Genomic DNA, 12,880 nt, shown 5'->3' with positions numbered 1-12,880 from the left:
ACGGTCGTGGGCGACATCCGAGCGTGCTGAAGCAGAAGATGGCGAAGGTGAGAACAGCGCCGGCGCTCACCAAGCTCGCCGTCAGGACAGCGAGCCCGTCAAGAAGCGGGTTCGGCCGGGGCGGCGGAGGGCGTCTGCCGCGACGCTTGCCGGGCCGGCCTTCCTTCCATCGAACGGTGCGCGCCATGTCAGGCGCCGCTCTCCGGCGCAGGCTGAGTTTCGCGTCGCGCCAGCCAGAGGCGCATTCGAAGGATTTCCGTGTCGCGCGCCCGGATGAGGTCCTGGGCCAGCCCACGAGCGTCCTTGTCGGAGCCGTGCTGCAACTGGATCCGGGCCAGGGCGATCTCGCCCTCATGATGAGCGATCATGGCGCGCATGAAGTCGACGTCGGCGTCGCCGGTCCAGCGAATGTCAGTGGCCTGGTGAAGACGTTCATTGGCCTCCTTGAAAGAGCGGGTCGAGGCCGCGTCTCCCAGGGCGTCGGCATGGCCGGCGTGCTCGTCGATCGGCTGGACGGCCGCAGCCGCCGGACGATCGGGCGGGGATTGACGCGACATCATGCCGAACAGAAAGGCTGCAGCCGCCAGGAAGGCTGCGATGAGGGTGAGCCAGCTAAGGCGTTTCATGGGCTTTATCCCGGATAGGATGCGGGCGCCTGGCGATCGCGGTAGGCGAGCAGGCGCAGGGCGTTGAACACCACTAAGAGGGTGGAGCCTTCGTGCAGGGCGACGGCCGGGCCGATGCCGAGACCGAGGATGGTGGCTGGCACGAGGAAGGCGACCACGCCGAGGCTGACGAACAGGTTCTGGCGGATGACGGTTCGGGTGCGACGGCTCAGGCCGACCGTGAAGGGAAGATTGGACAGATCATCGGCCATGAGGGCCACGTCGGCGGTTTCCAGAGCGACGTCGGAGCCCGCCGCGCCCATGGCCACGCCGACCGTGGCCGTGGCCATGGCGGGGGCGTCGTTGACCCCGTCGCCGACCATGGCGACCTTGGTCTCGGCGCGGAGGCGCTTGATCGCCTCGACCTTGTCGTCCGGCATGAGGTCGCCCCAGGCCTCCGTCAGGCCGACCTGGCCGGCGATGGCTTCGGCCGCCTTCTGGTGGTCGCCCGAGATCATGATCATGCGCCGGACGCCCAGGGCTCTCAGTCTTGTCAGGGCGTCGCGCGCGGCCGCACGCGGCGTGTCCAGCAGGCCGATCACGCCGAGATCGCGTTCGCCCTGGCGCACCACCATCAGGGTGCGGCCCTGGGCGCGGAGGCGATCGACCGCCTCGGTCGCCTGGACGCTCAGAACCGGCACGCCGTCCGATCCGAACATCTCGGGCTTGCCGATCTGGACCGTGACGCCCTCGAGCTCGGCGGCGACGCCCTTGCCGGTCAGGCTCTGCAGGCTTGAAGCGGCAGGGACGGCGGCGCCGTCGAGACGCGCCGCGCCGTCCCGGGCGATGGCTTCAGCCAAGGGGTGATCGCTGAGCCGTTCCACGGCGACCGCCACCGTCAGCAGGGCGCGTTCGTCGGCGCCGTCGACGGGGATGACGTCGGTGATCCGCGGGCGGCCTTCCGTCAGGGTACCGGTCTTGTCGAAGGCGATAGCGTCGACGGCGCCGAGGCTCTCAAGCGGCGCGCCGCCCTTGATCAGGACGCCGGCGCGAGCGGCGCGGGCGACGCCCGACAGGACGGCGCTCGGCGTGGCGATAGCCAGGGCGCAGGGGCTGGCGGCCACCAGGACCGCCATGGCGCGGTAGAAGCTGTCGCGGAAGGGTTCGTCGACCACCACCCAGGCGAAGAGCAGGATGAAGGCCAGGCCCAGGACGAGAGGGACGAAGACGCGCTCGAACCGGTCGGTGAACCTTTGTGTGGGCGACTTCTGGGTCTCCGCCTCGCTGACCATGCGCACGACCTTGGCCAAGGTGGTGTCGCTGGACTTGCGGGTGGTCTCGATCTCGATGGCGCCGGCGCCGTTGATCGTCCCGGCGAAAACGGCGGATGCGGCGAGGATGGAGGCGGGGCGGGCCCGGGCCTCGGCGAGATCATCGACCGGCTGCTTGTCGACCGGCATGCTCTCCCCAGTGACGGGGGCCTGATTGATGCTGGTGGCCCCCTTGATGACGAAGCCGTCGGCGGGCAGGCGTTCATTGGGCCTGACCACCACCACCTCGCCGACTTCAAGCGCCTCGACCGGTATCTCGATCACCTCGCCGTCACGCCGCACCCTGGCGGTGCGCGGGGCGAGTTCCGCCAAGGCCTCGATGGCGCGCTTGGCCCGGCCCATGGCGTAGTGCTCCAGGGCGTGGCCGAGGCTGAAGAGAAAGAGGAGCAGGGCGCCTTCCGCCCAGGCGCCGAGCGCCGCCGCCCCCGCCGCCGCCACCAGCATCAGGGTGTCGATCTCGAAGCGCTTGCGCCTGAGGTTGTCGATCGCTTCGCGCACGGTGAAGAAGCCGCCCAGGCCGTAAGCGCTGAGGAAGAGCGCGAGCGGGATCCAGCCCGGCAGGCCCGACGCCAGTTTTTCCAGGGCGAAGCCGAGGCCCAGGGTGCCGCCGGCGGCAAGGGCGAAGATCAGTTCGGTGTTGGCGCCGAAAATCCCTCCGTGGGCGTGATCATGGTCGGCGTGATCCTCCTTCCCGGGATCGTGGTCGTGGCCGGCGTGGTCGTCTGCGGCGTGTTCAGCCCTGGCCGGGAAGGGCTGGGGGGAGAAGGTCAGGCCGTGGCCGGCGAGCGTCTTGATCAGCTGGTCGCGGGTGATCCGGTTCTGGTCGAACTCGACGCGGACCGCGCCGGCGGCGTCGAGGCCGACCTCAAGGAGGCCGGGCTCCGCCTTGAGGTCGGCCTCGAGCGAACGGGCGTGCCGCGCATGGCGCACGCCTTGGGTCCAGCCGACCAGGTGGCCGAAGCGACGGCTGATCTCGACCCCGGCCTGGAGCGCCTTGCGGCGCACCTCGTCCGGCGACAGGAGTTTGGCGTCGTAGTGCAGGCAGAGCTGGGGCCCGGTCGGGGATTCCGCGACGTGGATCTGGGACAGGCCGGGCGCGCCGGTCAGGCGTTTGACGAGGCGCTCGACGCAGGCGTCCAAGGCGTCGGGCGCTTCGGGGAGAAGGACCGGTATGTCGAGTCTGACGGTGCTAGGCATGCTTGAACTCCTCGGATGCGGAAGAGGGGGCTGAAGGCTAGGGGGCGCGTGACTCGGCCTGGACGTCGCGCTCGTGCGAAGCGAGGCGAACGGCGGCGCCCGCAAGGAAGGCGAGGGCCGCAAGAAGCGCCGCGAGAGAGGTCACAAGACGCTGGCGTTCCATGCTCCGTCTCAGGGCAGTTGGAAGATGACGCTGAACCAGCCGAACTGTTGCAGGCCTTCCAGCAATTCGAACAGGGGCAGGGCGAGAAGAAAGACGAGGCCGTCTCTCAGGGTGCGAAGGAAGAAGGCGGGTCGGACGGTGAGTTCCGCCTCATCGCGCCACAGACGGAGATCCGGAAGGAAACGCGGCGTCCGGAGGCGGTACCGTTCATAGGTCGCGCCAAAGGCGCCGGCGAGGAAGCGCTCCTCCCTTTCGACGACCGCCCGGAAGACCCCCCAGCAGGCCAGGGCGAACACAAGGCCGATGGTCAGGCTGCCCGACATGGCGCCGACGCCGAAGGCGCCGATGAAGCTGAAGACGTAGAGCGGATTGCGACAGAGGGAATAGGGGCCGTTCGAGACGATCTCCTGTTTCTTGCGACCGCCGATGTAGAGGGAGCACCAGGCGCGGCCAAAGATGCAGATCATGATGGCGATAAGGCCGAGGTGTTCGACGGGGTGTTCAAATTCGGGGCGGGCCCTGACCAGGGGCGTCCATGCCAGGAGAGCGAAAAGGCCCGCCAGGATGAAGAGCTTGCGCCATTTCTGGACGCCCTGGATGTCGATCGGGACGGCGGTGCCGTCACGCCCGTGTTGTTCGGGAAGATTCACGAGATTGCTCCTTCAACTGCGACGCTGCGTGCGTCGCGGAGGATGTCCATTCCGCCCTTGAAGGCGATGCCGGCGACGATCAGGCCTACCGCCAGATCCGGCCAGGCCTGATCCATGACCATGACCAGTCCGCCGGCGACGAGGATGCCCCCGTTCGAGGCGAAGTCATTGAAGCTGAAGGTTCGCGCCGCCCGCAGGTTGACGTCGTCGCCGTCTTGACGCCTGAGCAAGGCGAGGCAGATCAGGTTCACGGCCGCCGCGATGACGGCCAGGCCCATCATGGTCCAGCCGACCGGTTCGGTCCCGACGATCCAGCGCCGTCCGACGTCCAGCAGGACGCCGGCGGCGAAGATCAGCAGCATGATCCCCGACAACCGGGCGGCGCGGGTTTTCCAGATCATCGCCCGACCGACGGCCAGGAAGCTGATCAGATAGACCGCGGCGTCGGAGCCGTTGTCGAGCGCGTTGGCGAGGAGGGCGCTGGAGTCGGCGAACAGGCCGCCGACTCCGAGACCCACGAACAGGAGGACGTTGAGCGCCAGCACGACGAGAAGCGTGCGACGTTGAAGCATCTCCTGTTCCTGGGATCCGCCCATCAGTCCTCGATCCCTTCTGCCTTGCGATGACGGACCGCCTTGGCGGCGAAGGTCGGCAGGACCAGCAGCGTCAGGGCCGTGGCCGTCAGAAGGCCGCCGATGACCACGGTGGCCAAGGGTTTCTGGACGTCAGCGCCGGCTCCCGAAGCGATCGCCATGGGAATGAAGCCGACGATGGCCACCAGGGCTGTGGTCAGGACCGCGCGCAGGCGGCTGAAGGCGCCGAAGAGGGCGGCGTCGTGCGGGTTCTGTCCCGTCTGAAGCCGCTCTCGAATGGCCTGCATCAGCACCAGACCGTTCAGGGTCGCGACGCCCGACACGGCGATAAAGCCGACCGCCGCCGAGACCGAGAAGGGCATGCCCCTGAGCAGGAGGGCGAGCGCCCCGCCGACCAGCGCCAGAGGCACGCAGGCGAACACCAGCCCTGCCTCCGCGAAGGATCCCAGGGCCATAAACAGCAGGATGCCGATCAGGACGAAGACCACAGGGATGACTAGGCCCAGCCGCTGTTCGGCCCGCTTCAGGTTCTCGAACTGCCCGCCCCATTTGAGCGAATAGCCGGTCGGAAGCTTGACCTGGGCGCCGACCCTGTCTTGGGCGTCCCCGACGAAGCCGCCCAGATCGCGGCCGCGCACATTGGCCTGGACCACCATGCGGCGGCTGCCGTCGTTGCGACTGATCTGGTTCTGACCCTCGGCCACCTGGATGCGGGCGACCGAGGACAGGGGCACCGTCAGGCCGGTCGAGGTCGTGACCGGCAGGGCGGCGAGGGCGGCGGGATCGTTCCGCTGGGCGTCGTCCAGACGGACCACGACGTCGAAACGGCGGTCGCCCTCGAAGATCTGCCCCGCCTCGGCGCCGCCGACAGCGGCCGAGACCGCTTCCGACACGTCCGCAGCCGCCAGGCCGTAGTTGGCCGCCGCGAAGCGGTCGACGCTGACCGTCAGGGTCGGCAGACCTGACGCCTGCTCCACGCGAACGTCCGCCGCGCCCGGTGTGGCGCGCAGCGCGTTGGCCACTTGGTCGGCCGTCGCCTGGAGCTGGGCGAAGTCGTCGCCATAGACCATGACGGCCAGATCGGTGCGGACCCCCGAGATCAGCTCGTTGAAGCGCAGCTCGATCGGCTGGCTGAACTCGAAGCTGTTGCCCAGCTGGGTCGAGGCGGCCTTTTCGATGCGGGCGATCAACTCCTCCTTCGGCAGTTTCGGATCAGGCCATTCCTTGCGGTTCTTCAGCACGATGACGGCGTCGGAGATGTTCGCCGGCATGGGGTCGACCGCCGCCTCCGCGGTCCCCGTTCGGGAGAACATGGTCTTGACCTCGGGTTGGGCCTTGATGACACGCTCCAGCGCCATCTGCATGGCTAGGGATTGCTCCAGCGAGGCCGAGGGCACGCGCAGGGCCTGCATGGCGATGTCGCCTTCGTCCAGGGTCGGGATGAACTCCCGGCCGAGCGTGGTGAAGGCGACGCCGCCGATCACGAGGGCGCCGACTGCGGCGGCGAGGACCACCTTGGGGCGATCGACGGCCGCACGGATGGCCGGTTCGATCCAGCGGCGCGCGTGGCGCAGCAGGAAGGTTTCATGCTCCAGGGCTTCTCCCTTGTCATCGACATGGACGGTCTTGGGTTCGCGCACGAGCAGGGCCGTCATGGCCGGGACGAAGGTGAAGGAGAAGATGAAGGCGCCGACCAGGGCCAGCATGACCGTGGCGCCCATGGGGATGAAGGTCTTGCCCTCGACCCCTTCCAGCATCAGCAGGGGGGTGAAGACCAGCAGGATGATCAGCTGGCCGAAGGCGGCGGGCTTGACCATCTGGCGCGCGGCGCTGGCGGCGACGCCCAGACGTTCGTGGCGGGTCAGGGCGCGGCCCACATCCGCTCGGCGCTGGCTGAGCATGAGCAGGGTGTTCTCGACCACCACCACGGCGCCGTCGACCAGCAGGCCGAAATCGAGGGCGCCGAGGCTCATCAGGTTTCCGCTGATGCCAAAACGGTTCATGCCGATGACCGCGAACAGGAAGCTGATCGGGATCATCAGGGCCGTGATCGTCGCGGCGCGGATGTTCCCCAGCAGCAGGAACAGCACGACGATGACCAGCAGCGCCCCTTCGGTCAGGTTCTTGGCCACCGTCTTGATGGTGGAGTTGACCAGGGCGCTGCGGTTCAGCACGGGTTCGGCCACGATGTCGGGCGGCAGGCTGGCGCCCACCTCCTGGAGCCGGTCCGCAGCCGACTGGGCCACGGTGCGGCTGTTTTCGCCCGCCAGCATCAGGGCCGTGCCGATGACCGCCTCATGGCCGTCGCGGCTGGCCCCGCCCAGACGCGGCGCCTGGCCGATCTCGACCACGGCCACGTCGGCGACGCGGACGACCAGGCCGTTGCGGTTGACCACGGGGGCCTGGGCCAGATCTTCGATGGTCTGGGCCAGGGCGTCGGTGCGGACGGTCAAGGCTTCGCCCGCCCGTTGCACATAGCCGGCCCCCGCCTGGTTGTTGGCACGGTCCAGGGCCTGGATCAGGTCGTTGAGGCCCAGGCCGTAGCCGGCCAGGCGCGCGGGGTCAGGACGGACAGCGTATTCCTTCACATACCCGCCGTTGACGTCCACGCCCGCCAGGCCCTTGGCCGTGCGCATGCGCGGCGCGATGATCCAGTCCTGCACGGTGCGAAGATAGGTCGCCCTCGCCTGGGGGGTCGCCAGCCGCTCGCCGTCGGGCGTCAGATAGGCCCCGTCGGGCTGCCAGCCGGGCTGGCCGACCCGCGCCTTTTTGGCGTCGAAAGGCTTGAAGTCGACCGTCCACATCAGGACCTCGCCCAGACCCGTAGTGATCGGGGCCAGACCGGGCTCGACGCCCTCGGGCAGGTTTTCGCGGGCTTGGGCCATCCGTTCGGCCACCTGCTGACGGGCGAAATAGATGTCGGTCTGGTCGGTGAAGATGACCGTCACCTGGCTGAAACCGTTGCGGGTCAGGGAGCGGGTTGATTGCAGGCCGGGAATGCCGGCCATGGCCGTTTCCAGCGGATAGGTGACCTGGCGCTCCATCTGTTCAGGGGCCAGGGCCGGGGCCACGGTGTTGATCTGCACCTGGCGGTTGGTGATGTCGGGCACGGCGTCGATCGGCAGCTTGGTGAGCTGGAACAGGCCCCAGGCCGCGACCAGCGTCGTGGCGAGGACGATGAACCAGCGGAAGCGGACGGACGCCTCGATAATGGCTTTGAACATTGTCGCTCCCCCTAGTGGCCGTGCTCGGCTTCGCCCTTGGCCAGTTCGGCCTTGAGCAGGAAGGCGTTGGTCGAGGCGACGCGTTCGGCTCCGGTCAGGCCGCGCAGGATCTCGGTGGAGCCCCCGGCCTGACGGCCCGCGAGGACGGGCTGTGCGCGGAAGCCGTGATCATTCTGGACGAAGACCACGGTGGCGCCGTCGACTGTCTGCACCGCTTCGGACGGCACGGTCAGGGCGTCGCCGGCAGGATTTCCGGTGACCACGGCGCCGGTGACGGGCGAACCCGCCGGCGGCAGGCCGCCGCCGTCCGGACGGGCGCGGATCACGGTCGCGCCGCTATCCTGCAAGCCGGCGTCGGCCGCGACCCCGACCACCAGGGCGTCGAACTCGCCCTGTGGGCCGGTGACGCGCATGTGTGAGCCGACACGGACCTGGGCCGCCAGTTGCGGCGGGGCGTTGAAGACGAGTTCGACGCGGGCCGGATTGGTCACCTCGGCGACCACGCCGCCCTGGGCCACGAAGCCGCCCGGGCCCACCTGGACGTTGGTGACAACGCCCGAGATGGGGCTGACCACGCTCATCCGGCCCGAGGCGTTGGGCGAGCCGGCGGCCGTCGCCCGCGCCCGCGCGGCGCGGGCCATGGCCTCAGCGCTGGCGGCCTGGGCCTGGGAGGCCTCGACCTCCTGACGGGCGACAACGCCCTGGTCGGCCAGGTTGCGGTTGCGCTGGAAGGCCTGGCGGGCCGCCGTCGCCGCCGCCGAGGCGGCGTCGATATCGGCGCGCAGGGCGGCGCCTTCGCCGCTGACGAGGCTGACCAGGGGCTGGCCGGCGCGAACCGCCTGGCCCGGCGCCACCAGCACGCGCTCGACCGTGCCGCCGACCATGGCGCCGACGGCGGCGCGCGCGTCCGTCATGGCCTCGACCCGGCCGGACAGGCGCGTCTCGCCGCCGCCGCCGCGGGACACCGCCACGACGGAGATGCCGGCCGCCTTGAGCTGTTCGGCGCTGAGCTCGACCACGCCTTCCGGGGTCTCGCCTTCGTCGGCGTGGCCCGCTTCGCCCTCGGCCTGGTCCGCGGCCTTCGGCGGAGCGGCTTTTTCCGCCTGCGTCGCCGTCGGCTTCTGCAGGGTCATATAGAGCCCCCCGCCGCCCAGAAGGACCAGGGCGGCGACGCCGCCGATCAACAGGGTCTTGTTGGATGTCTTGAGGCGCATCAGGAGTTTCCTTGGAACGGGGCGCGGCCTTCCAGGCGCGCCAGATCGATTTCGGCGCGGACGCGCGAGAGGCGAGCGTCGACGGCGGCGGAGCGTGCGTTGATCAGGGCGGTGCGGCTGACGCGCAGTTCGAGCTGGGAGATGCGTCCGGCGTCTGCGCCGAGCCGCGACAGGCGGTAGGCTTCTTCGGCCGCCTTCACCCCTGCGTCGGCCGCCGAGACACGGCTGCCTGAGGAGGCGAGGCGGGCCGTCGCGGCCGACCGGTCTGCATTGGCGTCCTGCCGCGCCTGGAGGACGCGGGCCTCGGCGGCGCGGAACTCGGCTCGGGCCGCATCAATATTGCCGCGGTTCCTATTAAACAGGGGCAGGGGTAGGCTGAGGCCGACAGTCAAGGCGGTCTCGTCCTCCAAGCCGTACCGGGTCACGCCGACGCTGGCGGTGACGTCTGGTCGGCCGTTGATGCGCTCGACCTCGATGCGGCGCTCGGCGGCCGTGGCCTCGGACTCCGCGACACGGACCGTCGGGGCGCTGTCGACCGGAGTCGGTTGGACGCTGACTGCGGCGTCGAGCAGGCTGGCCTCGATCGAGGTGGCCGGAGCGGGCAGCATGGCGACAGCAGTCAGTCGGGCTAGGGCGGCCTGGCGTTCGGCCTGGGCTTCGTCCAGGCGGGCCCGGGCGGCGGCGGCTTCGCTCTCGGCCTGGACCCCGCGCAGGAGAGGCTCGCGTCCTTCCTCGACAAGGGCCAGGGCGGCGCGCGCGTCCGCCAGTGCCAGGGAAAGACCTTCCTCGGCCAGTTGGGTCCGGCGCTGGGCGGCTTCGGCCTCGGCGTAGGTCAGGGCCAGTCGGCCGCCAGCGTCAATGAGGGTCAGGTCGCGACGAAGAGCCGCTGATCCTGCTTCGGCCCGGGCGACGTTCACTCGCGCCGGCCTGCGCCCCCACAGTTCGAGATCCTGGCTGAAGGAGAGGCTGAGATCAGCCGCGCCGAAACCAGAGTAGGGACCCGAGCCGCCGACATTCTCGGCGGTGAGGGAAAGATTGGGATTGGGCCGAACGCGGGCCTGTCGAACACGGGCCTCGGCGGCGTCGACCAGGGCGACCGCTTCGGATGCGGCCGGCGTCTGGTCCAGGCGGGCCAGGAGTTCGGCATAGGCGGGCGCAGGCTCGGCCCAGGCCGGCCCGGCCGCAAGGGCGGCGAGCACGACCAGCGCGCAGCCGGCCGCGAGGCGCGGCCGACGACGAATTGTCGGAGACATGTTTGGACTTCCAGAATTGATTCAGAAGGAGGGCGCGCGAAGGCGCAGGCTTCTGATCAGGCTCTGGGAGGGCGCTTGAGGCCGTTGGGGGCGAAGGACACGGTCGTGTCGTCGCCGGGGATCAAGCGCGGGGCAGGCGCATGCGGCGCCGTCACGTCGACTTCGGGGATGGCGTGACGCTCGCTGGCCGTATGGTGGCAATGGCCGTGTGCGCAGGCCCCAGGTTCGGCGCCCTGGCCGTCATGCGTATCGCCGGGATGAGCATCGAGCACCTGCTCGAGAGCGGGGATCTCGGGGGCGCAGGCTGCGGCATCGGTCGCCGGAATCACGGCGAAGACGGCGATGACCAAGGTCAGCGCCGCAAAAATTCTCGCCAATCTGATTATCGACCGAGACATCAGGGCGTAGCTAACGGTGTCAGGCAACCATGGCAATCTGTTATAAGGTTCGCTTTGGAGCCGACTTATCTTGTTCGATACCTACGCATGAACAACCTCAGGCTGGGTAAGGCCCCAGCACAGCCCGTTCCAGTCTTCAACCGCGCTGACATCCAAATCCAGACGGCTTGGCTGTGCCTTAAGCCCTGGTCGGATCATCCGCAGATCATTTCTGGCAGCGGTTATTAACGATGCTAGGACGCCAATCCCTGACAGGCGAGTGCGTCCGCTACCTTATTTACGGAAGTATCAACCTTCTCTTGTTGGTGCAGCTTTGAACGTGATCCGAAGCCCAGCCGCTTTCCATAGAGTAACGACTGTAGCGAATGGTGGACTTCGCTTGCCGGAGAGGAGTCCTATAACTCTCTGTGACGTCAACCCTGCTGCTTTCGCTACATCCCCCAGCAACCCAAACTCCTCTAAGTCCTCGATAAAACACAGCAGTGCGGCGCTTGGACCTTCTGAGGCAAGGGCTGCGTTCATTCGCGCGGCCATGTGAAGCTGAACGTCGTGAACCGGCGTCATTACAGGTTCTTATATGCTTCGGTGTCGATATCCTCATGCCACTCGCTGAAAGCTGCAAAAGGATCACCTCCGCGTGGTTGATGTGCAGGTTGCGAACTGGCGCGTCTAGGAACGCTGTTCTGATCGGCTTTTGAAACCCCTTCAGTCTCGGATGCCGTTGAGGCCCGGCGCCCGGTCGTTGCCTTGCTTCGACCCGCCATCGTTACATCCCTAGGGGAAACGCTCCGCCTATTGGCGATCATGACGACTTTGGTAGCAAACTGCCGTGCGGCCTCGGAGATCGACTCGTTCATGAATTTCCCCGTGCTCGCGGCCTGCGAAGCCAACGCCAGAAATGCAGCATCCAACGCCTGGCTATTGCGAAACGCATCGCCCCCCAAATGGCGCATCAGCGAGTACTGGAATCCTGCAATCTCGAAATACATACCGAATATCCGTCCGCGCCCTGGATCCGTACGCAAATAGCCTAGTGGTAGTTGGGGCGGCGGCATGGGAGGACCTCCGCTGGCGAGGTTACTAACTATGACGTCATGATGCTGGCCAGTGATTTGGCTGAGCGCCTCGATCCGTTCAGCTAGCTCGGGCGATGGCGTGAATTGTATGGCGGCCACATCGATCGGGATGGCCAACCATGTTGGGGATGGTGCGACTAGCTCGACTGCGGCGCGCATCGAGACTAGGTCCGCAACGTACTGGGGCAGCGAGATACCCTCATTACGCGCCATTGCAGACAATTCACCACAGGCCGAATTGGCCACCAGAACCGTCCAGGCTGGGGAGGTGTCGGCTTCAGAATCCGGAGCATCAGTGAGGACCATGGAATGCTACTTAACGTCTGTCGACGTAAAGTCATCATCCATCGACGTTCCCGCTCATGTCAGAGGGGAGAGGAGAGGGGCTTCGCAATATCGTAGCGGCTAACGTGCGCCGCTTGCGTCGCGCCAAGCACCTAAGCCAGGAAGACCTGGGCGCGGCGTCGAACCTCCATCGAACCTATGTGGGCTCTGTCGAGCGATCGGAGCGCAATTTGTCGATCGACAGCATTGGCGCTTTGGCAGACGGCTTGGGCGTCGAAGCCTGGGTTCTGTTGCAGCCCCAATCTGACGATATGGCCGACGGAAGTTGAGCAACTTCGGCAGACGGAACTCCGCCCAACTCGCGTAGCTGCTTGAAGGCTTCGCTATAGACAGGGAAGTGCTCCTGCCATGCGGCGGCTCCCCCGAGGCGACCGATGGCGAGCAATGATGCCCGAAGCCCGGCAATGAGCAACTTGTTCTGATCCTCCAAGTCCCGGACACGGGCCTCGGCGGCGCTCAATCTTGCCGCGGTTACAAGTGGTCCAGACTTGCTTAGCTTTGAGGCGTGAACCCTCACCGCATTCTGCCGACGCCGGGCTTCTTCAACGGCATTCTTCAGCATTGAAGGCCTCGAAAGCGATGACGCAAAGGGGAAGTGACTTTGGGCCTTACGCGACACCGCGTTGAAGGTAATGGTCTCGTCGAGCAGAATCATCTCTTCGAGAATGCGGGCCAGTTCAACCTGCTTTGGATGTGGGGGCTTATTCATTCGGGTGGCAAATAGCGACTGTTAGAGCTAGGCTCAGGACCCATTGATGTGAGGCGCGCGATCTGATTCAGGCTCCTGAGGAGTCTGGATCATGAGTGACCTGTATTGGCTGACGGACGAGC

General features: G+C 67.3%; 10 protein-coding genes. 1 reads left to right on the top strand and 9 read right to left on the bottom strand.

The window, feature by feature from the left end:
* Window positions 1-188: 188 nt before the first annotated feature.
* The 9 genes from JKF87_RS16110 to JKF87_RS16070 form a co-directional block, all read right to left on the bottom strand.
* Window positions 189-626: a DUF305 domain-containing protein gene (locus JKF87_RS16110; protein WP_025977022.1), complete on the bottom strand. Its 438-nt coding sequence runs from the start codon at window positions 624-626 to the stop codon at window positions 189-191.
* A 5-nt stretch (window positions 627-631) separates the two neighbouring features.
* Window positions 632-3,133 carry a heavy metal translocating P-type ATPase gene (locus tag JKF87_RS16105; protein ID WP_025977021.1) on the bottom strand — a complete coding sequence of 834 codons (2,502 nt, stop codon included), beginning with the start codon at window positions 3,131-3,133 and terminating at the stop codon, window positions 632-634.
* A gap of 171 nt (window positions 3,134-3,304) precedes the next feature.
* Window positions 3,305-3,946, bottom strand: coding sequence for a methyltransferase family protein (locus tag JKF87_RS16100; RefSeq protein WP_025977020.1), 642 nt, complete (start codon window positions 3,944-3,946; stop codon window positions 3,305-3,307).
* Window positions 3,943-4,518: a cation transporter gene (locus JKF87_RS16095; protein WP_234288684.1), complete on the bottom strand. Its 576-nt coding sequence runs from the start codon at window positions 4,516-4,518 to the stop codon at window positions 3,943-3,945. The genes JKF87_RS16100 and JKF87_RS16095 overlap by 4 nt, the downstream gene beginning before the upstream one ends.
* A gap of 23 nt (window positions 4,519-4,541) precedes the next feature.
* On the bottom strand, window positions 4,542-7,763 hold the full coding sequence (locus tag JKF87_RS16090; RefSeq protein WP_025977018.1) for an efflux RND transporter permease subunit: 3,222 nt from the start codon (window positions 7,761-7,763) through the stop codon (window positions 4,542-4,544).
* A gap of 11 nt (window positions 7,764-7,774) precedes the next feature.
* A complete protein-coding gene (locus JKF87_RS16085) occupies window positions 7,775-8,977 on the bottom strand; it encodes an efflux RND transporter periplasmic adaptor subunit (RefSeq protein ID WP_025977017.1) in 1,203 nt (400 codons plus the stop codon).
* Window positions 8,977-10,230: a TolC family protein gene (locus JKF87_RS16080; RefSeq protein ID WP_025977016.1), complete on the bottom strand. Its 1,254-nt coding sequence runs from the start codon at window positions 10,228-10,230 to the stop codon at window positions 8,977-8,979. Before JKF87_RS16080 ends, JKF87_RS16085 begins: the two co-directional genes overlap by 1 nt.
* 56 nt (window positions 10,231-10,286) lie before the next feature.
* Window positions 10,287-10,607 carry a hypothetical protein gene (locus JKF87_RS16075; protein WP_143276087.1) on the bottom strand — a complete coding sequence of 107 codons (321 nt, stop codon included), beginning with the start codon at window positions 10,605-10,607 and terminating at the stop codon, window positions 10,287-10,289.
* Window positions 10,608-11,191: 584 nt separating this feature from the next.
* Window positions 11,192-12,010 carry a hypothetical protein gene (locus JKF87_RS16070; protein WP_145915902.1) on the bottom strand — a complete coding sequence of 273 codons (819 nt, stop codon included), beginning with the start codon at window positions 12,008-12,010 and terminating at the stop codon, window positions 11,192-11,194.
* 56 nt (window positions 12,011-12,066) lie between these two features.
* Here JKF87_RS16070 and JKF87_RS16065 point away from each other — a divergent pair, with 56 nt between their 5' ends.
* A complete protein-coding gene (locus tag JKF87_RS16065) occupies window positions 12,067-12,318 on the top strand; it encodes a helix-turn-helix domain-containing protein (protein ID WP_025977014.1) in 252 nt (83 codons plus the stop codon).
* Window positions 12,319-12,880 lie beyond the last annotated feature (562 nt).

The organism is Brevundimonas nasdae, assembly GCF_016654005.1.
GTDB lineage: Bacteria > Pseudomonadota > Alphaproteobacteria > Caulobacterales > Caulobacteraceae > Brevundimonas > Brevundimonas nasdae.
This window is presented reverse-complemented; position numbering and strand designations above follow the sequence as displayed.

Excerpts from the sequence above, each read along its gene's own strand:
- JKF87_RS16110 (WP_025977022.1), bottom strand. The coding sequence starts at position 626 with ATGAAACGCCTTAGCTGGCTCACCCTCATCGCAGCCTTCCTGGCGGCT.
- JKF87_RS16105 (WP_025977021.1), bottom strand. The coding sequence starts at position 3,133 with ATGCCTAGCACCGTCAGACTCGACATACCGGTCCTTCTCCCCGAAGCG.
- JKF87_RS16095 (WP_234288684.1), bottom strand. The coding sequence starts at position 4,518 with ATGCTTCAACGTCGCACGCTTCTCGTCGTGCTGGCGCTCAACGTCCTC.
- JKF87_RS16090 (WP_025977018.1), bottom strand. The coding sequence starts at position 7,763 with ATGTTCAAAGCCATTATCGAGGCGTCCGTCCGCTTCCGCTGGTTCATC.
- JKF87_RS16085 (WP_025977017.1), bottom strand. The coding sequence starts at position 8,977 with ATGCGCCTCAAGACATCCAACAAGACCCTGTTGATCGGCGGCGTCGCC.
- JKF87_RS16080 (WP_025977016.1), bottom strand. The coding sequence starts at position 10,230 with ATGTCTCCGACAATTCGTCGTCGGCCGCGCCTCGCGGCCGGCTGCGCG.
- JKF87_RS16070 (WP_145915902.1), bottom strand. The coding sequence starts at position 12,010 with ATGGTCCTCACTGATGCTCCGGATTCTGAAGCCGACACCTCCCCAGCC.
- JKF87_RS16065 (WP_025977014.1), top strand. The coding sequence starts at position 12,067 with ATGTCAGAGGGGAGAGGAGAGGGGCTTCGCAATATCGTAGCGGCTAAC.